This window comes from Sorangium sp. So ce887, assembly GCF_051521455.1.
In the GTDB taxonomy this organism is placed as follows: domain Bacteria; phylum Myxococcota_A; class Polyangia; order Polyangiales; family Polyangiaceae; genus Sorangium.
This window is the reverse complement of sequence record NZ_CP150354.1, coordinates 3,558,374-3,581,547: the sequence shown is the minus strand read 5'-3', so window position 1 is coordinate 3,581,547 and position 23,174 is coordinate 3,558,374. Positions and strand designations below refer to the sequence as shown.

The window sequence follows — 23,174 nt, the reverse complement described above, 5'->3', positions numbered from 1 at the left end:
GTGAGCCGCTCGAATGGCAACGCTTTCCCTCCGGAAGCCGTGTCCCGCGCAGGTCCCACCTCGAAGCACCGCGGCATGCCGCAGAGCGGCAGCGGTCGCCATCAATCCGCTCTGTACAGAATATTCAACACCCACCGCAGGGCTGCGCCGCGCGCGGCCTGCAGCTCCAGCAACAGCAGGCCGGCGCGCGGAACAGGCGCCATGGCTGGCGGGGAGCTCGCGGCCAGGGTGAAGCGCACAGAGAGCAGCCGCCCTCGTCAGCGCGGCTCTGGCGCCGCGACATGAACAGGAGAGGAGATCCAGACACGAGGACACGCAGGGGGACAGAGGCGTGATGAATGAGAGAAGAGACAGGATGGAGGTTGCCGGCGTCCTCTGCTTTCATGAGGCTCGGCTCGTGCGCCTCACCGGAGCGAGCGATTGTTGAGGCGACGCGGGATCAGGTGCTGGAAACGCTCCGGGGAGAGGACGGCGTCTTCCTGCGGCCCGTCGCGCTTGCCGTCGCATCGGCGCCGCCACGGACGGCGGCTCGGTGTACCCTGCCCCGCCGTGCGACTGTTCGAGAGCGCCGTGCTCCACCCGCGCTGGCTCGCAGCCGCCGTCGTGCTCGCCGGCGCCCTGGCCGGGTCCGACGCGCGCGCGGAGGTCCAGCACCTGCGCATCGCGTACGAGGCCCACGAGGGGTGTCCCAGCGCCGCGGCGTTCCTGCGCGAGCTGCTCGCGCGCACGAGCCGCGCGCGTGCCGCCGCGCCGGACGACGCGGCGCTCGAGGTGCGCGTGCGCATCACGCGGAGCGGGGGCGCGAGCCGCGGCCGGATCACCCTCGGCACGGAGGAGAGCGCGCGCGTCCGCGAGGTCGGCGGCTCGACCTGCGCGGAGGTCGTCGCGGCGCTGGCGCTCATCACGGCCCTCAGGATCGACCCCACCGCTTCCCTCGCCCCGCAGCTGCCGGCCGCGGCGCCGAGCTCGTCCGAGGTTCGGGAACGCGCCGGGGCGGTGGATCCCGCGGCGAACCCCGCCGCGGCGACGAACTCCACGACGGATCCCGCCGCGGCAGCGAACCCTGCCGGGGCGGCGGCTCCCGTGGGCGGTGAAGCGGCGGGACCGGCGAGCCCGCCGCGCGCCGCGCCGCCGCCCGCCGCCCCGCCGGCCCGCCCAGCGTCACCGGCCGCCGTCGCCCCGCGCTCCCCGCCGCTGCCGGTGGAGCGCCGGTGGACGCTCGGCCTCCAGGCGAGCGCGGCGTCCGGGATCGCCCCCGAGGTCCTCCTCGGCGGGGGAGCCTTCCTCGAGCTGCGCGCCGATCTCGGCGTCAGCGCCTCGCTCCGCGTCGCGGCCGAGATGGCCGCCTCCGGCGCCGTCGACGCCGGGCCGGGCGGCGCCCGCTTCACCCGAGGCATCGGCCGGCTCGACGCCTGCGCGGACCTCTTTCGCCCGACGCGCTGGCTCGCGCTCGCGCCCTGCGCGGGCGCCGAGGCCGGCTTTCTCCACGGTAGCGGGCTGGTCGGCGAGACGATCGCCGAGGTGAACCAGGTCACCGTGCCCTGGGCCAGCCTCGGGCTCCTCGCGCGCGTGACCGTCTCGCCCGGCGCGCTCGTGCGCGTCGACGTGCAAGGTGGACCGCAGTTCTCGCTGGTGCGGCGCTCGTTCGTGTTCGAGAACCCGACGCAGCTCATTCACGAGGTGCCCGCGGTCACCTGGATGCTCCACCTCGGCGCCGGCCTCTCGTTTTGATGATCAGGCCGCTTCGCGCCGGAAATTGCACGGAGCGTCAACCGTGGTGAAGCGCTGATCTCGGGGCTGGCCGCCGGGATCGACTCCGCGAAGAAGCCGTCGGGGGTCCTGGAGGCGCGCCCGCGGGCGCCAGGCTATCGGCCCTCGTTGCGGTAGGACAGGAAGCGCCGGAGCCCGTGCTCGAGGCTCGCAAAGATGGGAACGTCGTCGAAGCCGAGATCGCTGTCGATCAGCACTTTCGCCATGGCCGGCGAGATACCGACGATGACGCACTGCGCGCCCAGCAACGAGGACGCGCGCACCGTGTCGCGCAGGTGATGTGCCCCGTCCGCGTCCACGAAAGGCACGCCGGTGACATCGATGATCACGTGCTCCGCCCGCGTGTCCACGATGGCCTGGAGCAGCACGTCGAGGATGCGGGCGGCGCGAACGGCGTCGATGCGGCCAACGAGCGGCAGCGCGAGAATGCCGTTCCAGAGCCGGAGCACGGGCGTGGACAGCGCGGCGATGGCGCGCTGCTGCTCCTCGCTCACGCGGAGCTGCTCCTCGATCCGCCGGGTTCGCTCGTCCACCGCGGCCTCGAGCTGCGCGGTCTGGGCCCGCAGCTCATCCTCGCTCTGCTTGATCTCGCCGATATCCACGTGGATCTGCAGCACCTCGCGCACGCCGCACGCCGCGTCGTTGATGGGATGGAGCGAGGAGGCGACCCAGCGGGCCACTCCCTTCTGGAGCGTATCCGCCTGGACCGGATCATAGCGTATGGTAGGCAACGCCGTGGACTCGCCCCGCAAGAACGCTCGCTCGACGAGGGGCATCGACCCGTTGGCGGATACCTGCTCATCCGCCAGCAACCGCCACTCGGTGAGATCCCCGAGGCGCAAGTGCCATAGCTGCTCCCACCGACGATTCACCTCGATCGCGCGGCTCTCGCGATCGTAGATCATCATGCTCACGATGCCCCCGTCGAGCAGCGCCTGATAGCGGCGCGCGGGGATCTCCAGCTCGGCAACGCGCTGCCGCAGCGCATCAATCTCGTGCTCGAGCTCGGCGATCGTCGGAGTTGTCTTCATATGAACCGCTCTGGGCAAATGACGGCACCCCCACATCAGGCGAGATACGAGCGCACGTCGAGGATACGAGATGTAAATATTTGATGCAAGCGGAAGCAAGCGGCACGACTCTTGGGGTGCATTCGACCCGTCCCGAGGTGCCGTCTGGCGTCAAGCGCGCGCCGTGGGCGGGCGCCGGCGTCCCCTCGCCCGTCGAGCGCCAGCCTGTCCACGTGCTGTGGATGGGGACGCTGATTCCATGGATTCATGGATCACGCCGGAGGAAACCTCGTTTCGGGTAAGCTCGCCGGGCGGCATGCCCACCACGACACTGACCCGAAAAGAGCTCAACCGGGCCACGCTCGCGCGACAGATGTTGCTCTCGCGGGACCGGGCCACGGCCGTCCAGGGGATCGAGCGGCTGGTCGCCCTTCAGGCCCAGCTGGCGCGGCCGCCGTTCATCGGGCTCTGGTCGCGGCTGGTGGGGTTCCGGCGCGAGGAGCTCGTCCAGCGGTTCCTGCGCCGCGAGGTCGTCCGGGCGCCGTTCCTGCGCGGCACGCTGCACCTCGTGAGCGCGAAGGATTACCTGGCGTTGCACCCGGTCATCGCGCCGGTGCTCCACGCGGCGGCGCGGTCGATCCTCCGCGCCCGCGCCGATACGCTCGAGGTCGCGCGGCTGGTCGCCGAGGCGCGCGCGTATTTCGACGAGGAGCCGCGGACCATGGACGAGCTGCGCGACCACCTGGCCGCGCTCCACCCCGAGGGCGACGTGCGGGCCATGGCCCTGGCGGTTCGCATGCACCTGCCGGTCGTCCAGGTGCCCGCCGAGACCCCGTGGGCCTACCCGGGAACGGCGGACTTCGCCCCGGCGGCGTCCTGGCTGGGCAAACCGCTCTGCGAGGACGGCGGACCTCGGTCGCTCGTGCTCCGTTACCTCGCGTCGTTTGGCCCGGCGACCGCGACCGATGTGCAGACGTGGTCCGGCCTGACCGGGATCAAGGACGTGCTCGGATCCCTGCGGGAGCGGCTCTGCACGTTCCGCGACGAGCGGGGCCGGGAGCTCTTCGATCTACCCGACGCGCCGCGCCCGCCCGTGGACACCGCCGCGCCGGCCCGGTTTCTGCCCGATTACGACAACCTCCTGCTCGCTCACGACGACCGGACGCGGGTCATCGCGGGCGAGCATCGCGCGCGGATCGTCCTGTCCGCCAACCTGCGCATTCTGCCGACGTTCCTCGTGGACGGCTTCGTGGCCGGCACGTGGGGGGTCGAGCGGAAAAAGCGCCTGGCCACGCTCGTGATCGAGCCGTTCGAGGCCCTCTCCAGGGAGGCGCGCGGGGAGCTCGCCGAGGAGGGGGAGGCGCTCCTCCGCTTCGTCGAGGAGGACGCCGGCGCGTTCGATGTGCGCTTCGAGAAGGCTGGACCCGCGAAGACGCCGGCGGCACGGGCGAAGGGCAATGGCGCCGCGAACGCGCCGGCGGCACGAGCGAAGGGCAATGGCGCCGCGAACGCGCCGGCGGCACGGGCGAAGGGCGGAGCAAAGGAGCAGAGACGACGATGATCTTGTATCGCCCCGTGGGCCTCACCGAGCTCCGGCTGATCGCCGGGGCCGGTTTTCGGACCTTCCCGCCGCGCCTCTCGCGCGAGCGCTGAACGGGGCCCTCCGCGCGCAGGAACGCGCAGGAACGCGCAGGAAGAAGCCATGCTGGACAGGATCTGGGATCGTTACCGCGCCGCCGGGCTCGACGAGGCGGCGGCCGCCGTCGCCGCGCCGTCGCCGGAGGACCTTGGCTACCTCGCGATGCTGGCGTTCTCCGACGAGCGCTACGCGGACGCCGCGGCCTTCGCGGCGCGCGCCCGCGAGGCCTCGCCGGAGGATCTCTTGTTCCAGGCAGCCGCGGCGCACCTCGAGCGGGTCGCCCGGGAGGGGAAGCGCAACGTCTACGTGTCCGCGGAGGGATTCGCCGCCTTCATCCGCGGGGGCGGCAATGTGCCGCTCTACCGGGAGACCAGCGCGGCGCTGGCCAGCCAGTACCCGGAGGCGCCGTTCGATCTGCTCGATATCGGCGCCGGCGATGGAATGGCGCTGCTGCCCGCGCTGACGCCGACGGTGCGGCGGGCAACCGTGGTGGAGCCGGCGGCGCCGCTGCTCGAGCGATGCGCCGCGGCGCTCTCCGCGCGGGGGGTCGACTTCGAGGCATTCCCAGGGCGACTCCAGGAGCTCGCCGCCGACCCCGACATGGCGTCGCGGCGCTGGGCGGTGGCGCAGGCGACCTTCTGCCTGCACGCGATCGATCCGGCCGAGAGGCCGGCGCTGCTCCGCTGGGCGCGCGCGCATTGCGTTCTGCTGCTCCTCGCCGAGTTCGACGCGCCGCGCATGGACGAGCCGCTGTCGCCGGACACCGCGCGGCACGTGCTCGAGCGCTACCGCGATGGGCTGGCCGAGTACGCCGGCGCCGACCTGGACACGGTGGCGCAGGGCTTCCTGATGCCGGTGCTCTTCGGCTATGTGGACCGCGGCGCGACCCGCACCACGTTCGAGCACCCCATCGACGACTGGGCGGCGCTGCTGCACGAGGCCGGCTTCGCGCAGGTCGACCGCCGGCTGCTCCACCGGTACTGGTGGGCGCCGGCCTGGATGCTGGCGGCGCGCTGAGAGGACGCCGCCGCGCCCGCCACCGGAGCGCGGCGGGCGCGGACGGGCGACGATCACCGTCCGCCCGACGCGTTGCGCGCCCGGTACGCGCGCTGCTGGCAAGCCCGCGAGCAGTAAGCCCGCGGCCGCCCCGTGGCCGGCTGGACGATCTCGCCGCCGCACTGCGCGCACGCCGGCCCCTCGTCACGCCGAGGGGCATCGCCGGGAGTTTCGTCACATTCGGACGTCGCAGATCGTGACGATTCATGGCTTTCGTCACACTGCCCGGCGCGCGCGCGGACGAGCGCCTCGATGCCGTCGAGCACGCGCTGCAGGCCGAACAGGAAGACGTCCTCCGCGAAGGGGTGCGCGTCGAAGGCGCCCGAGCGCATCAGCTTCGCCATCGTCGGGAGGCGGCTCGGGTCGAAGAGCTTGTCCCAGAAGTACGCGCGCTCGGACCACCACTGCTCGTCGGTGACGCCGGTCTCGTGCTCGGCCTCGACCGCGTCCACCGAGAGCCTCGCCGCGCCTCGGGTGTACCCGTCGACGAGGTGGACGGCGGCGAGCACCTCGCGGTCGGTGAGGCCGACCCCCGAGACCGCGCGGAGCTCCGCGTCGTACGCCGCCATCCCGTTCGGGCCCATCACGGGGCGCACCGGCGTCACGAGCAAGAACCACGGGTGGCGGTGGTAGAGCGCCCAGTCCGCGAGCGCCGACGCCTCCAGCTTGGCCCGCCATCCCCCGGGGACGCCGTCGACGAGGGGCAGCTCCCCCGCCACGGCGTCCAGCATGAGATCCAGGAGCTCGGCCTTGCTCGGCACGTACCGGTAGAGCGACATCGTGGTGAACCCGAGCTTCGCGGCGACCCGCTGCATCGACAGCGCAGAGAGCCCCTCGCCGTCGGCGAGCTCGATGGCGGCCCGCACGATCTGATCGAGGCTCAGGCCCGGCTTGGGCCCCCGGTTCGGCCGCTTCCTGGCCCCCCAGAGGAGCTCGAGGCTGCGCACGGCGTCGCCGCCCCCGCTGTACTCCGTCGCCGTCTTTCGACGCCTCTTTGGTTTGACAGCCATCGCTCAACTGCGTATACCACACACATAACAGTGTACGTTATACACAGACCAGGGAGGTCCGCTTGAAGCTGCACGACCCGAGGCCATCGATGCGAACGACGACCCTACCCCTCCACGCGCGCGGCCTCGCGGCCCTCGTGCCGCTCGCGTTTTCCCTCGGATGCGCGGCAGAGGAGCCGGAGACGGCGCCGGAGCCGACGTTCTGGCAGGACGTCGCGCCGATCACGGCGTCCAAGTGCACCGCATGTCATCAGGAGGGCGGGCTCGCGCCCTTCCGCCTGGACGACTACATCTCGGCGAAGGCGCGCGCCGGCGCGATCGACGACGCGGTGCAGGGCGGCCATATGCCCCCGTTCCTCGTGACGCACGACGGCTCGTGCGGCGACTTCGAGGACGAGGAGACGCTCACCGCCGAGGAGCTCGACATCATCCATCGCTGGGCGACCGGGGCGCGCGCCGAGGGGGATCCCGCGGGCGCGCCGCCCGCCCCGCCCGCGCCCACGCTCGAGGGCGGGGTCGACTACATGACACCGCCGATAACCCCCGTGGCCGACCCCGAGAACCCCCTCGCGGCGCACGACGAGTGGAGGTGCTTTCAGGTGGACCCGGGCCTCGACGCCGACCGCTTCATCACCGGATATCAGGTGACGCCCGGGGTCCGGGCCATCGTTCATCACGTCACGATCTATCGGGTGACGCCCACGGAGGCGTCCCTGGTGGAGGGCAAGACGAACCAGGATCTGATGACGGAGCTCGACGACGCCTCGCCGGACCGGCCCGGCTGGGAGTGCTTCGGCGGGCCGGCCGAGGGGATGCCGTTCCAGCCCTTGCTCGCCTGGGCGCCCGGACAGGTCGTTGTCGAGTTCCCCGGCGGCACCGGGGCGCCGGTCAGCGCGAAGGACCATTTCGTCGTCCAGGTGCATTACAACATCCACGATCACGCGGGCGCCGGAGCCGAGGACTCGACGCGCGTCCGGCTCCGCTACGAGGACACCGTGGAGCGGCGCGCCGTGTTCATCGGGGACGACGGCTTCCTCACGAGCCTCTTCGAGCCGGACGGCCCGGACTCGCTGCCGCCCGGCCAGAAGGACGCCGCCACCACGTGGCGCAGGACGCGGGCGGAGCTCGCGCTCGACCCGGCGCTGCCCCCGATCGAGGTGCTCGGCGTGATGCCGCACATGCACGAGCGCGGGCGCACCTTCGACACGCGCGTGACGTCGGGAGAGCAGGAGAGCTGCATCGCGCGCGTGGAGGACTGGGACGTCCACTGGCAGGGCATGTACTGGTACCGCACGCGGCCGCTGCTCGACCCGAGCTCGTCGCTCGAGGTGACATGCACCTTCGACACGCGCGACGCCGAGGCCCCGGTCCTTCCCGGGTGGGGCACGCAGAACGAGATGTGCAACCTGAACATCCTTGTCGCGCTGCCGATGACGCCGTGACGTCGCGGCCGCCCCGTCCCCCGCGGCGACCCGGAGAAGCGCAGGTCACCGCGATGCCTGCTCAGCCCGCGCCAGCCCCTCCCCCTCCGCGCGCAGCGCGCGCCCCCCGCGCCGCCCCGGCCCACAGCAGGCCGAGCGCCGTCGCCGACATCGCCCCGCCCGCCGCGCACACCCCGAGCCACCCCCAGCGCGTCCAGGCCGCCGTGCCGAGCCACGCCCCGGCCGCCCCGCCCACGAAATACGTCGTCATGTAGATCGTGTTCATCCGGCTGCGCGCCTCGGGACGCAGCGAGTACACGCGCGCCTGGTTCGAGATCTGGTTGGCCTGCGCCCCCAGGTCGAGCAGCACCACGCCGAGCGCGATGCCCCACAGCCAGGATCCGAGCCCGAAGAGCACGCCGAAGGACGCGAGCAGCACCCCGATCGCGAGGGCGTTGATCCAGCGATCGCCGCGCACGTCCGCGTACCGGCCCACGAGCGGCGCCGCGGCGGCGCCGGCCACGCCCACGAGGCCGAAGAGGCCCGCGACCTGCGGGCCGTGGCGCTCGGGCATGCTCTGGAGATAGAGCGCGAGCGTCGCCCAGAACGCGCTGAAGGCGCCGAATGTGAGCGCGCCGAGCGCGGAGTGCAGCCGCAGCGCGGGCTCGGTCCGGGCAAGGCGCCCGAGCGAGCGCAGGAGCTCCGGATACGACATCGCCGCGACCGGCGGCTGCGCCGGCAAGGCCAGGCGCAATATCGGGCCCTGCGCGAGCATCAGCCCCGCCGCCACCCAGAACATCGCGCGCCAGCCGAGCTGCGTGCCGACGAAGCCGGCCACCGTGCGCGACAGGAGGATGCCGATGAGCAAACCGCTCATCACCATCCCCACCACGCGCCCGCGCTGCTCGTCCGGCGCGAGCTGCGCCGCGAACGGCAAGAGCAGCTGGGGCACCACGCTGGTGATGCCCACCGCGAAGCTCGCCGCGATGAGCCACGGCAGATCCGGCGCGAGCGCCGCGCCGAGCAGCGCGAGGCTCGCCAGCGCCGCCATGACGACGATGAGCCGCCGCCGCTCGTGGCTGTCGCCGAGCGGCACGAGGAGGAGCATCCCCGCCGCGTAACCCACCTGCGTCATCGTGGGCACGAGCCCGAGCGAGCCGCCCGAAGCGCCGAGCTCCCGGCCGATGTCCCCGAGCAGCGGCTGGTTGTAATAGAGGTTCGCGACGGTGGCGCCGGAGGCCGCCGCCATCAGCCAGACCAGCCCGAGGCGCAGCGACCGGGGAGGAGGCGTGGAAGAGGTCTGCATGGGAGAAGGAGGGCAACGCAGGCATACGCCGCGCGCCCTCCCGGTTCAATCACCCAGACCGGTCCGGCGTTCCCCGATCAGGCGGGGGCGGGGCTCTGCCGGAGAGCCCCGCGAAGGACGAGACGCAGGACCTGTCGCGTCGGCGTCACGGGAGGCGCGGCGCGGCCGGCCCCTATCGGCGCTCGCTCACCGGCGCTCAGGGCACTCGCCGAGCAGCGCCACCGACACGCCCGCCGCGTGCGCGTTGCACGCGTTGCTGTACGTCTTGTCGTCGCAGCCGCAGACCGGGGTGTAGTCGTCCGTGACGCACACCTCCGGGATCGTCTCGCAGACGCCCGTCTGATCGGCCGCGCCGCAGAGGGCCTCCAGGCTGTAGTTGCAGAACTCCCCGCGGTCGCACGCGAGGCCCGCGATGCCGCCGCAGTGCTGCACCGGAGCCGTCTCGCACTCGCCGCGCGACGCCACCGACATGCCCGCCGAGGCAGCGGAGCACGCGTTGCCGTACGTCTTGCCGTCGCAGCCGCAGACCGGATCGTACTGGAACGTGCACGCCTCCGGCATGGGCGCGCAGGTGCCCGGCTTGTCGGAGATCCCGCACTCGGCCTCGGGCGGGAAGCTGCAGAAGAGCCCGGGCCCGCACGCCTCGGCGCCGCGGGTGCCGCACACCGCTCCCGGAGCCTTCTCGCACTCGCCGGGCGACGCGACCGAGACGCCCGCCGCGTTCGCGACGCACGCGGTGCTGTAGGTGTTGCCGTCGCAGCCGCAGACGGGGTTGTACTCCTTCGTGCACACCTCCGGGATGGGCGCGCAGCTGCCCATCTGATCGGCCGCGCCGCACATGGCGTCGGGCGCATAGTCGCAGAAGAACCCGGGGTCGCACGCGAAGCCCGCGATGCCGCCGCACTGCTGCACCGGGGGCGGTTCGCACTCGCCGCGCGACGAGACCGACACGCCCGCCGAGTTCGCGGCGCACTCGTTACCGTACGTCTTGCCGTCACAGCCGCAGACCGGGTTGTACTCCTCCGTGCACGCCTCCGGCATGCGCTCGCAGGTGCCCGTCTGATCGGCCGCGCCGCACATGGCCTCGAGCTCGTAGTCGCAGAAGAAGCCCTTCTTGCAGTCGAGGCCGAGGAGACCGCCGCAGGCACGGCTGCCGCCCCGCACCTCGTCGGAGTCGGAGCCGGTGTTGTCGCCGGTCATCTCGACCTGACAGCCCACCGCGAGCGGGATCATCGACAGCGCGAGCCAGAGAACGGAACCGATACGGCTGCTCTTGATGCGATTCTGAACGTTCATGATGTTCCTCCAACATGGCCTCGCCGTCACCGGCGAGGCGAAAGACATGCACGAGCCCCTCCCCTCGCGAGGAAGGGCGCCTCTGCGCCGCGCACGGGCGCGGCGCGTGATCCGTGGGTCGCTGCCCCGACCGCTCAGTCGGGGAGCGTGAGCGTCAGCGCGCGGCGCCCTGGCTCGGGCGCCGTGACGTCGAGGAAGAGCACGTCCTCGAGCTCGTCCCCGTCGCCGTCCGCGCGCACGGTGACGACGGTGGACCCGCCCGCCGGCACCACGAACGGCGCCTCCGGGCTGACGCTGAACGGCCCATCGCCGCGGCGCAGGCGCGGCGCCTCGATGGACACGTCGCCGGCGCACGTGTTGCGGACGACCACGTCGCGAGAGCCGCCGGCGCCCTCGAACGAGACCCAGGCGTCCGGCTCGACCTCGAGGCACAGCAGGTGATCGAGCGTCTTCTGGGTCCCGCTGATGGGCGACCCCGCGAGCAGCAGATCCGCCGGCTCGGACCGGAGCTCGCCCTGCTTCACCTGCATCCGCAGGACCTGCTCCGTGCGGGCGGTCAAGATGGCCACGAAGCTCCCGTCGGGGTTCACGTCGGCGAGCACCGGCGCGTCGAGCGTGTCGAGGTTCGTCACCACGATCACGCCCCCCGCCGGCGTGACCGCGCCCGCCTGGCCCAGGAGCCTGATCTGGTCGACAAGCACCATGACGTCGCCCGACACGCCGACGAGCCCCCCGTCCAGGATCGGCTCGTGGACAGGCGGGCTCGGCTGCGGGCTCACGACACAGCCGCCGAGGAGCACCGCGAGGAACGCCGAGACGACCGCGCCCCGCCGGTCCCCGTGTCTGCCTGTCGTCCGCGTCGCCATGCTTACCCCTTCAGCAAACACGATGCCGAACGGGGTTACGACGGAAAAACGGCAGAAATCATCGTGAAACCTCAGGCACAGGTGTCTCATTAACTGTCTCACTGTCTCGGATGGCACATCCGTGAGACACTGTGCGGATGATCCCAGCCGAGGGGAGCCTGGTCGCCCGCCGCTACCGCCTGCTCCGCCCCCTGGGGCGAGGGGGCCTGGCGACGGCGTGGCTCGCGCGCGACGAGGCGCTCGGGCGCGACCTCTGTCTCAAGCTGCTCCGGCGCGCGCGCACCGCGGAGCGGGCGGCGCTCCGCGGCGAGTTCAGGATGCTGGCGGGCCTGTTCCATCCGCACCTCGTCCGGGTGCACGACTTCGGCATGCTCCGGGAGACCGGAGAGGCGCGCTTCTACTTCACGTCGGAGGCGGTGCTCGGTGCGCCGCTCGACGAGTACGTGACAGGCCGGCGCTTCGAGGAGGTGCGGGCCGCGATCGTCGACGTGCTCGACGCCCTGCGCTTCCTCCACCGGGCGCGCATCCGGCACGGCGACGTGAAGCCGGCCAATATCCTCGTCGGCGCGTCGGGGCGCGCGGTCCTGATCGACCTGTCGTGCGCGGCGCGGGTCGGCGGGAGGACCGACGACGGCGTCTCCGGCACCCAGGGCTACGTCGCGCCGGAGGTGATCCGCGGCGAGCCGGCCGACGGCCGCGCGGACCTGTTCTCGCTCGGCCGCACCCTCGGCGCGATCGCCCCGCTGCTCGCGGAGCCGCTGCCGGCGTCGGCCTCCGCGCTCGTCGAGCGCCTCGTCCGGCCCGAGCCGCGCGACCGCCCGGCCGACGCGGGCGAGGCGCTCGACTGGGTGGGCGCGTCGCCGCGCGCCCTGGCCCCGCCGCCGCCGGAGCCGCCCCACCTCGTCGGCCGCGACGCCGAGCTGCGCGCCGTCGCCGAGGCGCTCGCCGCGCTCGAGCGCGGGGAGAGCGGGCCGCGCCTCTGCGTGATCGCCGGGGAGCCCGGCTGCGGGAAGAGCCGGCTGCTGCGCGAGGCGAAGTGGAGCGCCGAGCTCAGGATGGAAGCCGTGGAGGGGTTCGCGCGGGCCGGCGCGCCGGTGGCCTCGATGCTCGGCCGGGCGACCGGCGAGGAGGCGCTCCCCGCCGGCGCGCTCGGCGCCCTGCGCGCGCACGAGCGCCTCACGCGCGCGCGGGCAGGCTCGGGGGCGGAGCCGCTCGTGCTCGTGCTCGACGACGCCGACGAGGTGACCGGGGCGGACCGGGAGATGCTCGAGGCGCTGGTCCGGCTGCTGGGCCCCGACGATCCGGTGCTGGTCCTGGCGGCCGAGCGCATCCCGCACGGCGGCGGCCGGGCGCCGCTCGCCGCCGTGGCCGCCGAGGCGGGGCGGAGCGCCCGCGAGGTGGCGCTGCCGCCGCTCGGGCGCGAGGCGGTGCAGCGCTGGATGGACGACATCGGGCTGGGCGACGCGACCGAGGTGGTGCTGCGGGCGAGCGCCGGGTGGCCGGCCGACCTCGTGGTGATCGCCGGGCGGCTCGCGGAGAGCGGGGACATCGCGGGGCTCGACGCGACGACGCCCGGGGCGAGCGCGCGCTACGCGCTGCGGCTGCGGGGGCTGGGGCGGCCGCTGCGCGACGCCGTGGCCACGCTGGCCGTGCAGGGCGGCGCGGTCGCCGACGAGGAGCTGCCGTCGCTCGGGCTGCCGGTCGCGCACCTGGCCGAGCTCGCCGCCCGCGGCGTGGCCGCGCGCGCCGCAGGGGGCTGGACGCTGACGCGCGCCGGGCCGATCGCCGCGCTGCTGGCGGCGCTCGGCGGCGAGGCGGTCCGCGCGGCGCACGCGCGGGTGGCGGCGGCGTTCCCGGCGCGGGTGGAGCAGCAGGTGCTGCACCTCGCGCTGTCGGGCGACGCGGCGGCCGCCGAGCGTCTTTTCCTGGGGCGCCGCGCCGAGCGCGAGGCGGACCCGGGGGCGTGGGCCGCGGCGGCCGAGGCGCTGCTCGAGACGGCGACGGCGGCGGAGACGCGGCTGGAGATCGCGTCGACGTTGCAGCGCGGGGGCCGCGCGGCGCGGGCCCGCGAGGTGCTGGAGCCGCTGCTCGCGGAGGGCCAGGCCGCCGCGCTCGGGGCGCGGCGGGGGCAGGCGCTCGTCCGGCTGGGCGCGTGCCTGCTCGAGCTGGGCGATCCGACGGCGGCGCTCGCGCGGGTCGACGAGGCGGAGCAGGCCTGCGGGGAGGCGTCGCCGCTGCCGCCGTTCAGTCCGCGCGAGCGCGCGGGCCTCGCCGACCTCGCGGGCCGGGCGCTGCTGCGGCTCGGATCCCACGCGGAGGCGCGGGCCCGCGCCGAGCCGGCGCTCGCCTGGTGCGACGACCCGGAGGTGCTGGCGAGCCTGCACGAGGACGTCGGCGTCGCGGCGAGCTACCTGGGCGAGCGGCGGCTCGCGGGGCTGCACCTCGGGCTCGCCGCCGGGCTGCACCGCGACCGGCGCGCGCCGCGGGCGCTCGTGCGGGCGCTGTCGTACCAGGCGATCGACGCCTTCCGCGCGGGGGAGGTCGAGGCGGCGCTCGCCGGCTACCGGCAGGCGCTCGCCACGGCGGAGGAGCACGGCCTCGGCGACCTTGTCGCGCGCTGCAGCCTCAACGTGGGTACGGCGTGCCACCAGTCAGGCGAGCTGGGCGAGGCGCTCGCCGCTTACGAGCGCGGGGCGCGGCTCGCGTCGGCCCTGGGCCAGGCGGACCTGGTCCTCGTGCTCGACTTCGATCTGGCGAAGCTCTGGGCGGACGTGGGGGCGTTCGAGCGGGCCGCGCGCGTGGCGTCGCGGGTGGAGGCGGAGGCCGCGCGGCGGGGGGCGCCGTTCTTCGCGGCGGCTGCGGCGTCGGTCCTCGGGGACTGCGCGCTCGCGGCGGGCGACGCCGAGGAGGCGGCGCGCTGCTTCGAGCGGTCGCGGGGCGGCTTCGAGGCGCAGGGCGCGCAGCGCGAGGTCGTGGAGGAGGAGCTGGAGCTCTGCCGGGCGCACCTCGCGCGGGGCGCGCTGGGCGACGCGCGCGCCGCGCTGGCCCGGGCGCGCGAGCACGGGGCGGTCCGGGAGGCGCCCGACCTCGGCGCGCGCGCGGCGCTGCTCGAGGGGCGGCTCGCGCTGCTCGACGCCGAGGGCGGCGCCAACCCCGGTCAGGGCGGCCTCAACCCCAGTCAGGCCGGTCTCAACCTGGGTCAGGCCGGCGCCAACCCCAACCTGGGTGGGTCCAACCCCGGTCAGGCCGGTCTCAACCTGGGTCAGGCCGGCCCCAACCCCAACCTGGGTGGGCCCAACCCCGGTCAGGCCGGTCTCAACCTGGGTCAGGCCGGCCCCAACCCCAACCTGGGTGGGTCCAACCCCGGTCAGCCCAACCCCGGTCAGGACCTCGCCGCGGCCCAGGAGCTCCTCGAGCGCGCCCTCGGCCTCGCCGAGCGCGCGGCCCAGCCCGACCTCGTCGCGGACGTCCGCCTCGCGCTCGCCGACGCCGAGGAGCTCGCGGGCGAGCCCGAGGTCGCGGCGGCGCAGCGGGAGCGCGCGACCGCCGCCTGGACCGCCATGGCGCGCTCGCTCCCGGAAGCGCTCCAGCACGCCTTCTGGATGCACCCCCGCCGCCGCGCCGCCCGGCCCGCGCCGGCCGAGGCTGCGGCGCCGCCCGGGGCCGCCGGCGCGCAGGCGCAGCCCGCGGCGGAGCGCGCGGCCAAGCTCGAGCGGCTCCTCGCGATGTTCCGAAAGCTCAACTCCTCCGTCGAGATCGCCGACATCCTCGCGATGGCCATGGACGCCGCCATCGACCTCACCGCCGCGGAGCGCGGGTTCCTGCTGCTCGAGCAGCCGGGCGGCGAGCTGCGCGTGACGGTCGCGCGCAACGTCGACCGCGAGAAGGTCGGCAGGAGCCACCTCAAGTTCAGCTACAGCATCGCCGAGCGCGCCATCGCGACGCAGGAGCCCGTGGTCACCGTGGACGCGCAGGACGACCCGCGGTTCCGCGAGCACGCGTCGGTGCACGCCATGCGGCTCCGGTCCGTGATCGCCGTGCCGATCCGCTCGCCGGACGGCGTGCTCGGCGCGCTCTACCTCGACAACCGCTTCCGGCGCGCGCGCTTCGCCCCCGACGACGTCGACCTGCTCCTCGCCTTCGCCGACCAGGTCGCGCTCGCGCTGCGCAACGCGCGGCTCGTCGACGACCTGCGCCGCCGCACCGTGGAGCTCGAGGCCGAGCGGCGCCGCGTCGAGGAGCTCCTGCGCGGCCAGGCCGCCGAGATCGACCGGCTGCAAGAAGAGGTGCTCGTCCGCCAGCAGGCCCTGGAGCACCGCTACGACTACGGCGCCATCGTGGGGCGCGGCCCCGCGCTCCGCGCCGTGTTCGCGACGCTCGACCGCGTGGTCGACACGCCGGTCAGCGTGCTCGTGACCGGCGAGAGCGGCACCGGCAAGGAGCTCGTCGCGCGCGCCATCCACTTCGCCGGCCCGCGCAAGAGCGGCCCGTTCATGGGGATCAACTGCGCCGCGCTCCCCGCCGCGCTGCTCGAGTCGGAGCTCTTCGGGCACGTCCGCGGCGCCTTCACGGGGGCCGACCGGGACCGGACCGGGCTCGTGGTCGCGGCGCGCGGCGGCACGCTGTTCCTCGACGAGCTGGGCGAGATGCCGCTCGAGGTGCAGGCGAAGCTGCTCCGGGTGCTCCAGGAGCGGGAGGTGCGCCCGGTCGGCAGCGCCGAGGCCGTGCGCGTGGATTTCCGCCTCGTCTGCGCCACGAACCGCGATCTGCTCGCCGAGACCGCGCGCGGGCGCTTCCGCGAGGACCTCTACTACCGCGTCGCGGTGGTGCAGATCCGGCTGCCGCCGCTGCGCGACCGGCTGGAGGACCTGCCGGAGCTCGCGCTCCACTTCGTGCGCCGCGCCGCCGAGCAGCTCGGCCGCCCGGCCCCGCAGCTCTCCCGCGAGGCGCTGCGGCGCCTCAGCCAGCACGGCTGGCCGGGCAACGTGCGCGAGCTGGAGAACGTGATCACGAAGGCGGTCGTGTTCTGTGACGGCCGCAGGATCGGCCCCGACGACGTGGAGCTGCCCCGCGCGCGGGAAGGCAGCGGCCGCGGCGCGCCGCGCCCCCTCCAGGACGAGCGCGCCGCGCTGCTCGCGGCGCTCGAGGGCACCGGCTGGAACGCGCTGCAGGCCGCGCGCGAGGCGGGCATGTCGAGGGCGACCTTCTACCGGAAGCTGCGGCGTCTCGGAATCCAACGTCCGACAGAACGTCCAACGGACCGCTCAGCAGAACGTCCGACAGAGCACCCGAGCAACCGCCCGGCGAGCCCTCGCGACGACTGAGCGCCTCCGCACGCAGGTCCGTGTCCGCCGCAGGCATAACAGCACAGCTCCGTTTCGTCCGAGAAGTCAAGCTCTCCTGACTTGGCGCGGCCGGCACGGGGCAGTTCGCCTCACCTGGGGCACTCCGGCCTCGATCCACGCATGAGGCCACGCATGAGGCCACGCATGAGGCCACGCATGAGGCCACGCATGAGACTGCCAGTCGCTTCGCGTCGCTGCCACGCGCGCGGGCGACGCGTCCACGGTGCAGCGCGAAAAAGACAACTCGTTATCAGAAGTGACGGGGTTCATGGTCCGCCCCGACCGCAGCCGTGCACCGACAGGCGCCCTCTGCCCGAGGTGGCCCGGACCTTGCGAGGGCATCGGGTCATGGACACAGTGAAACTCTTCTTCATGACGTCTCTCTCGATCGCTGCCGCGGTCGGCTGCGACAGAGCAGAAGGCACGCCTCGTTCGGACAACAACACCGCGACGGTGCCGGGTGAGGTCGCCCAGCGGGCGAACAACCCCACGCCGGCGGCCGCCGACAACACGGACAAGAACGATCGCGATCGCGACCCGGCCGCGCTGACCCCCGGGGATCAGGGCGAGAACGAGGCCGACCGCACGATCACGCAGAAGATCCGTCAGGCGGTGGTCGCGAGCGACGCGCTGTCGATGAACGCCAAGAACGTCAAGATCATCACGAGCGGGCAGGTCGTCACGCTGCGCGGCCCGGTGAAGAGCGACAAGGAGAAGGCCGACATCGCCGCGATCGCGCAGGGGATCCCGGGCGTCCAGCGGGTCGATAACCAGCTCGAAGTTGACGTTGACTGAACCAGTCCGAAAGGAAGACACCATGGCAACCAAGAAAGCGGTCCTGGGCCTCGTGAGCACGCTCGCTCAGGCAGACATCATCGTCGGCGAGCTCCAGCGCGCCGGCTTCATGACCAGCGATATCTCGGCGCTGTTCCCCGACAAGCACGGGACGCGGGACTTCGCGCACGAGAAGAACACGAAGGCGCCCGAGGGAGCGACCGCGGGCGCCAGCGCGGGCGGCGCGCTCGGCGGGACCATCGGCCTGCTCGCGGGCATCGGCGCGCTCGCCATCCCCGGGCTCGGCCCCTTCATCGCGGCTGGCCCGATCATGGCGGCGCTGAGCGGCGCCGCGGCGGGCGCGGCGGTCGGCGGCGTGACCGGCGCCCTCATCGGGCTCGGCATCCCCGAGGTCGAGGCGAAGCAGTACGAGGGCAAGATCAAGGGCGGCAACATCCTCATCTCCGTCCACGTCGAGGACAGCAACGAGCGCGCGCTCGCCAAGCAGGTCCTGGAGCGGGGCGGCGCGACCGACGTCGCGGTCCTCAGCGAGGAGGGCATCTCGTCGAAGCAGCGGGCGCTCGCCTGAGCGTGACGCCCTGACGCAACACGTGACCTCGGGCAGCTGCCCGCCGGACGCCCGGCCCCCCCGGAGGCGTCAGGCGGGCAGCCGCTCGAGGTCGACCTCGTCCGACGGCGTGATGTCGGCCTTGAGGAAGCGCTGCATCTGGCGGAGCGCATAGCCGTTATCTTCCTCGCTCTCCGAGGCGATGCAGTCCGACGGGACGAGCAGCCGGTAATCGCGCATGTAGGCGTCGTTCGCCGTGAACAGGACGCAGATGTTCCCCGCCATGCCGGTGAGGATCAGCGTCTGCACGCCGAGCGACTCGAGCAGGATCTCCAGCGTGGTGCCGTAGAAGCCCGAGTGCTTGGGCTTGAGCACGAAATAATCGTCCTCTCCGGGCCGCAGCAGCGCCGCGATCTTCCGGCCGCGGGTGCCCTCCTCGAGGCAGTGCTCGATCTGCCGGTGGAAATTGGATTGCCAGCGGCCGAAGTTGTCGTTCACGTAGACCGCGGGGATGCCGGCATCGCGACACCGCTGCTTCAGCGCGCGAATGCGGTGCGCCATCGGGAGGGCATGGGCGAGCAGCCGGTCACCTTCCGGGAAGTCCAGGTCGTTGATGACGTCGATGAGGAGGAGCGCGGTCCGGCTGTTGTCCGGCGCAGCTCCGTGGAGGTCGTGGGCCCGGCGCGGCATGTCGATCGCTGTTTATACAGCGGGCCCAGACAAGCGGGGCAGCAATCGCCATGTCCGAGGCCCGCTGTGGCGAAACGCGACGCCGGCCCCGGCGGCGCCGCGGCGCGGCCGACGCCGAGCGGCCAGGACGGGCGCGACGCGCGGGCTCGGCGGGATCGAGCCGTCGGCCGCCGGCTTGCATCGTCTCCTGTCACGGACCTGAAACGGACCTCTTGGGTCGCCTCTTGGGTCGCCTCTTGGGTCAAAGGAGAGCGCATGCCTCGCAGCATCTGGAAAGGGAGTATCAGCTTCGGGCTCGTGCAGATCCCGGTCGCCCTCTACGCCGCGGAGGAGCCCAACGAGCTCCACTTCACGCAGCTCGACAGGCGCAACATGACGCCTATCCGCTACGAGCGCGTGAACCGGGAGACGGGGGAGCCGGTGAGCTGGGACGATATCATCCGCGGCTATCCCTACGAGAAAGGCGAGTATGTCGTCATGTCCGACGAGGACCTGCGCCGCGCGAACGTGGAGGCGACGCAGACCGTGGATATCCTCGACTTCGTCGATGCCTCGGAGATCGACCCGATGTACTACGAGAAGCCGTACTACCTCGCCCCCACGTCGCCGAACAGCAAGAAGAAATCGTCGGTCACGGCGTACGTGCTCCTGCGCGAGGCCCTGCGGAAGACGGGCAAGGTCGGGATCGCGAAGGTCGTGATCCGGACGCGCGAGCACATCGCCGCGGTGCGGCCGCACGGCCGCGCGCTCGTGCTGAACCTGATGCGGTTCGCGCACGAGCTCCGCTCCGATGAGGAGCTCGACCTGCCCGAGATGGATGTCGAGGGCAAGGGGCTCGGCAAGCGAGAGCTCGAGATGGCGGAGCGGCTCGTGGCCGAGATGGCCACCGAGTGGAAGCCGGAGAAATACAAGGACGAGTACCGCGATGACGTGATGAAGCTCATCGAGAAGAAGGTGAAATCCGGCCAGACCACGACGCCCGCGGAGCCCGAGGAGGAGGAGGACCACCGCCGCGACACCGGCACGGTCGATCTCATCGCGCTGCTCAAGAAGAGCCTCGGCGAGAAGGGCGCGAAGGGGGCCAAGGTCGCAAACGACGACAAGCGCGCAGACGACGCCGGCTCGAAGGTGCGAAAAGCAGAGACCCCGAAGAGAAAGGGGAGCGGATCGCGCCGGGCCGCGTGATGCCACACGGTTCGCCTCGTAAAGATTCGTGAGAATGCGTAACAATACCGGTCTGCGCAGGCGTCGCTGCGACGCTGAGAACGAGCCCACACGCAGCGTCGGCCTGACCGGCGGCGCTCGGGATGATAGAACGAGCTCATGCGCCTCAAGTATCCTGCGGATGTCACGGCCGCATTTCTCGAGCTGCAGGAGCAGCCCGAGCTCACGGCGCAGAAGCCGGCTTGCACCGCCAGCGTCGCCCCCGACGCGGCTTCGCCGCCCCCCTTCGCGACGGTCCTGACCGATTTGATCGAGACGATGTTCTTCGCGTCCATGGCGACGGAAGAGGGGCGGCTGAACCCGGTCGGCATCGTGTTCGCCGGGAGCCTCGCCGACCTCGAGCTCGACGAGCCCGCGTGGGACCTCGTGCGGTTCGGGTCCGCCATGGCGTTCGACGTGGAGCACGTGGCCAACCTCGCCTCCGCGTGCGCATGGCCGCGCTCCTTCCTGTCCGTGGTGCCGCTCGACGGGTCGCTCGTGATCGCCGGCATCGCGACGCCGCACGGCCGGCGTTCGTTCGACAGCGATCAGCTCGTGCGCGTCGTCGTCCCGAAGCCCGGTGTCGTGGCCGTGTACCGCGGCGAGTGGGAGATCGTCCGCTACGAGCGCGGCGCCGTGCGGACATGGATGTCCAAGAGCCGGCCGCAGCTGGACTCCATCGCGAGGACCGTCCTCGGGGACCACGGCAGGCCGCTCATCCGCCAGGTGCGCAGCTATCTCCTCCGCATCGTCGACGGGATGGTCGAGCTCGGGCGCGGCGGGCTCGTCGCCGTCCTGGGCCCGGGCGAAGGACTGCCGCAGCTCTTCGGCGAGGAGGGGAATCAGCTCGACACCGAGGTCAAGCGGCTGGATCCCGCCCTGTGCCTCGGCGCGGCCATCCTCGACATCCACGAGAGCCATCCGCCGAGCGAACGGCGGCAGGTGCACGGAAAGCAGCCCGCGGCACCCGGGCAGGCGCGCGGCACGGATCACGCGATCAAGGGCGCCGAGCGCATCAACCGGCTGCTCGACCTCATCGTGCGGCTGACGACCGTCGACGGCGCGGTGGTGATGAGCCATCCCCTCGACGTGCTCGCGTTCGGGGCGAAGCTGCCCCCGCCGAGGGCGATCATCTCCGAGGTCTTCGCCGCGACCCCCGACCAGAGGATGGATGCGAGCCTGAGCCTCGACGCGCGCGGCACCCGCCACCGCGCGGCGGCGGCGTTCGTGGCGGGGTACCCGGAGCGGATCGCCTTCATCGTCTCCCAGGACGGCAACGCGGCCACGTTCCAGGAGATCGAGGGAAAGGTCGTTTACTGGCCGCTCTGACGGGCGCGACGCGCGACGTCACCCGCCGTCAGAGGTGCCGCACGATGGCCGCGGGCATCTCGTCGATCGGCGCCTGCGCCACGGCGAGCCCGGCCTCCAGCACGCGGCGGGGCATGCCGTAGACGACGCAGGACGACTCGGCCTCTACGAGGATCTTCCCGCCGGCCTTGTGGATCGCCCGGGACCCCTCCAGGCCGTCGTCCCCCATGCCCGTCAGCACGACCCCGAGGACGCCCGACCCGAACTCGGCCGCGGCGCTCGCGAAGAGCAGATCGACCGACGGGCAATAGAGGGACGCCCTGGCCGTCAGGGCGAAGCGGACGCTGGCGCGCTCCCGCTGGCGCCGGACCTCGAGGTGCGTCCCCCCGCGCGCGATGACCGCGAGCCCGGGCCCGAGCTGGAGATCGTCCGATGCCTCGACGATCGAGAGCGCGCTCCCGTCGTTGAGGCGGCGCGACAGCGACTCCGTGTAACCCGGGGGGATGTGCAGCGCGACGACGATGGGGACCGGGAAATCGCCGGGCATCGCCGCGAAGAGCCGCGTCAGCGCCTGAGGGCCGCCGGTCGACGTGCCGACCACGACGAGGCGCGTGCGCGGCAGCGCGGGGATCGCGCCGGGCAGGGGCGGCGGCCGCGGGCGAGGCGCTGCCTGGTGGACCCTCGCCTCGGCCGCGGCGAGCACCTTGCGGACCAGCTCGTCCGAGAGCTCGAAGAGACGATCGGTCGCGAGCGACGTCGGCTTCTCGACGAGATCGACCGCGCCCTGCTGGAGCGCCTCGACGCCGAGATCGCTGTCCGCCTCGGAGTTGCTGACCACGACGACCCGCGGCGCGCCGTCGCGCGGCAACGACCTGAGCACGCCGATGCCGTCGAGGTTCGGCATCACGAGATCGAGCGTGACCACATCCGGCTTGTAGCGCTCGATCTTCTCCAGCGCGTCGAGGCCGTCCATGGCCGTATCGATGACCTCGATCGAGGCGCTCGCGCCGAGGACCTGCCGCAGCACCTTGCGCACGAAGGCAGAGTCATCGACCACGAGCACGCGGACAGCCGGGATCTTCATTGCGCGGTCTTCCGATAGAAAAACACGCCGCCCCGCTCCTCGCAGCGGAGCGCGGTGCCGAGCCGCAGCAGCGACTCGGAGACCCCGACCAGGAGGAACCCGCCCGCGGCGAGCGCCCCCGAGAGGTTCTTGACCACCCACCGCGCCGTGTTGTCGTGAAAATAGATGAGCACGTTGCGGCAAACGATGACGTCGAACTGCCCGAGCGACGTGACGTCGGGCGCCGCGAGCAGGTTGATCCGCCGCCAGTCGATCGCCCCCCGGAGCTCGGGCCGCACGACGACCCGATCGGGCGTCACCTCCAGCCACCGGCCGGCGAACGGAGGCGGCGGGGCGTTGCTCCGGAGCGAGCGCGGCCCGAACACGCCGGCCCGGGCGCGCGAGAGCGCCCGCTGGCTGATGTCGCTCGCCACGAGATCGACCTTGTCACGCAGGCCCCGCTCGGCCAGGAGCATCGCGATCGTGAACGGCTCCTCGCCGCTCGAGCAGGCCGCCGACCAGATCCGCGGCCGCTCGCCCGCCGCCACGCGGGGCGCGATGAGCTCCGAGACCGCGACCTCGAGCTGCGCGAGCTCGCGGAAGAAATACGTCTCGCCCACGACCAGGGCGTCGATCAGCGCGTCCATCTCGGCCGCGCCCGCCGGGTCGTAGCGGAGGAAGTAGTAGTAATCGAGCAGCGAGTCGAAGCCGGCGTCGAGGGCGCGCACCGAGAGCTTGTCGCCGAGCAGCTCGCGATCGCCGGCGTCGTAGTGGATGCCGATCTTCTCGGCGACGAGGGCGCTGAAGATCGCGAAGATCTGCGGAGAGATGGGGAGGCGGCTCGTCATG

Annotated in this window: 17 protein-coding genes; 9 read left to right on the top strand and 8 right to left on the bottom strand. The window is 72.8% G+C overall.

Annotation, left to right across the window (positions count from 1 at the left end; genetic code table 11):
* Nucleotides 1-549: 549 nt before the first annotated feature.
* On the top strand, nt 550-1,731 hold the full coding sequence (locus tag WMF36_RS13525) for a hypothetical protein (RefSeq protein ID WP_437580004.1): 1,182 nt from the start codon (nt 550-552) through the stop codon (nt 1,729-1,731).
* 134 nt (nt 1,732-1,865) lie between these two features.
* Here the strand turns inward: WMF36_RS13525 and WMF36_RS13520 are convergent, their stop codons facing one another.
* Nucleotides 1,866-2,819: an STAS domain-containing protein gene (locus WMF36_RS13520; protein ID WP_437580003.1), complete on the bottom strand. Its 954-nt coding sequence runs from the start codon at nt 2,817-2,819 to the stop codon at nt 1,866-1,868.
* Nucleotides 2,820-3,096: 277 nt separating this feature from the next.
* Here WMF36_RS13520 and WMF36_RS13515 point away from each other — a divergent pair, with 277 nt between their 5' ends.
* Nucleotides 3,097-4,341 carry a winged helix DNA-binding domain-containing protein gene (locus WMF36_RS13515; protein ID WP_437580002.1) on the top strand — a complete coding sequence of 415 codons (1,245 nt, stop codon included), beginning with the start codon at nt 3,097-3,099 and terminating at the stop codon, nt 4,339-4,341.
* Nucleotides 4,342-4,482: 141 nt separating this feature from the next.
* Nucleotides 4,483-5,436 carry a class I SAM-dependent methyltransferase gene (locus WMF36_RS13510; RefSeq protein WP_437580001.1) on the top strand — a complete coding sequence of 318 codons (954 nt, stop codon included), beginning with the start codon at nt 4,483-4,485 and terminating at the stop codon, nt 5,434-5,436.
* Between the two features lie 53 nt (nt 5,437-5,489).
* Here the strand turns inward: WMF36_RS13510 and WMF36_RS13505 are convergent, their stop codons facing one another.
* Complete coding sequence (locus tag WMF36_RS13505) at nt 5,490-6,485, bottom strand: TetR/AcrR family transcriptional regulator (RefSeq protein ID WP_437580000.1); 996 nt, start codon at nt 6,483-6,485, stop codon at nt 5,490-5,492.
* Nucleotides 6,486-6,574: 89 nt separating this feature from the next.
* On the opposite strand from WMF36_RS13505, the gene WMF36_RS13500 reads away from it, so the two are divergent.
* A complete protein-coding gene (locus WMF36_RS13500; protein ID WP_437579999.1) occupies nt 6,575-7,927 on the top strand; it encodes a hypothetical protein in 1,353 nt (450 codons plus the stop codon).
* 61 nt (nt 7,928-7,988) lie between these two features.
* Here WMF36_RS13500 and WMF36_RS13495 read toward each other — a convergent pair whose 3' ends face one another.
* The 3 genes from WMF36_RS13495 to WMF36_RS13485 form a co-directional block, all read right to left on the bottom strand.
* Nucleotides 7,989-9,212 carry an MFS transporter gene (locus tag WMF36_RS13495; RefSeq protein WP_437579998.1) on the bottom strand — a complete coding sequence of 408 codons (1,224 nt, stop codon included), beginning with the start codon at nt 9,210-9,212 and terminating at the stop codon, nt 7,989-7,991.
* Between the two features lie 186 nt (nt 9,213-9,398).
* On the bottom strand, nt 9,399-10,508 hold the full coding sequence (locus tag WMF36_RS13490; RefSeq protein WP_437579997.1) for a Kazal-type serine protease inhibitor family protein: 1,110 nt from the start codon (nt 10,506-10,508) through the stop codon (nt 9,399-9,401).
* A gap of 134 nt (nt 10,509-10,642) precedes the next feature.
* The gene (locus tag WMF36_RS13485) at nt 10,643-11,374 is read right to left on the bottom strand and encodes a hypothetical protein (protein ID WP_437579996.1); all 732 of its coding nucleotides are present in this window, start codon (nt 11,372-11,374) and stop codon (nt 10,643-10,645) included.
* A gap of 137 nt (nt 11,375-11,511) precedes the next feature.
* Here WMF36_RS13485 and WMF36_RS13480 point away from each other — a divergent pair, with 137 nt between their 5' ends.
* From WMF36_RS13480 to WMF36_RS13470, 3 genes are all read left to right on the top strand, one after another.
* A complete protein-coding gene (locus WMF36_RS13480) occupies nt 11,512-16,698 on the top strand; it encodes a sigma 54-interacting transcriptional regulator (RefSeq protein WP_437579995.1) in 5,187 nt (1,728 codons plus the stop codon).
* A 369-nt stretch (nt 16,699-17,067) separates the two neighbouring features.
* Nucleotides 17,068-17,514 carry a BON domain-containing protein gene (locus tag WMF36_RS13475; protein ID WP_437579994.1) on the top strand — a complete coding sequence of 149 codons (447 nt, stop codon included), beginning with the start codon at nt 17,068-17,070 and terminating at the stop codon, nt 17,512-17,514.
* A 22-nt stretch (nt 17,515-17,536) separates the two neighbouring features.
* Nucleotides 17,537-18,082, top strand: a complete 546-nt coding sequence (locus WMF36_RS13470; protein WP_437579993.1) for a DUF3341 domain-containing protein — start codon at nt 17,537-17,539, stop codon at nt 18,080-18,082.
* A 69-nt stretch (nt 18,083-18,151) separates the two neighbouring features.
* On the opposite strand, the gene WMF36_RS13465 is transcribed toward WMF36_RS13470, so the two are convergent.
* Nucleotides 18,152-18,751 carry a cysteine hydrolase family protein gene (locus WMF36_RS13465; RefSeq protein ID WP_437579992.1) on the bottom strand — a complete coding sequence of 200 codons (600 nt, stop codon included), beginning with the start codon at nt 18,749-18,751 and terminating at the stop codon, nt 18,152-18,154.
* A gap of 255 nt (nt 18,752-19,006) precedes the next feature.
* Between WMF36_RS13465 and WMF36_RS13460 the strand changes: the two genes are divergently transcribed.
* The gene (locus tag WMF36_RS13460; protein ID WP_437579991.1) at nt 19,007-19,936 is read left to right on the top strand and encodes a Ku protein; all 930 of its coding nucleotides are present in this window, start codon (nt 19,007-19,009) and stop codon (nt 19,934-19,936) included.
* Between the two features lie 138 nt (nt 19,937-20,074).
* The gene (locus WMF36_RS13455) at nt 20,075-21,283 is read left to right on the top strand and encodes a putative sensor domain DACNV-containing protein (RefSeq protein WP_437579989.1); all 1,209 of its coding nucleotides are present in this window, start codon (nt 20,075-20,077) and stop codon (nt 21,281-21,283) included.
* A 28-nt stretch (nt 21,284-21,311) separates the two neighbouring features.
* Here WMF36_RS13455 and cheB read toward each other — a convergent pair whose 3' ends face one another.
* Both cheB and WMF36_RS13445 read right to left on the bottom strand, forming a co-directional pair.
* Entirely contained in the window at nt 21,312-22,346 is a 1,035-nt protein-coding gene (gene cheB, locus WMF36_RS13450; protein WP_437579988.1) for a chemotaxis-specific protein-glutamate methyltransferase CheB, read from the bottom strand.
* On the bottom strand, nt 22,343-23,173 hold the full coding sequence (locus WMF36_RS13445; protein WP_437579987.1) for a CheR family methyltransferase: 831 nt from the start codon (nt 23,171-23,173) through the stop codon (nt 22,343-22,345). Before WMF36_RS13445 ends, cheB begins: the two co-directional genes overlap by 4 nt.
* Between the last annotated feature and the right edge of the window lies 1 nt (nt 23,174).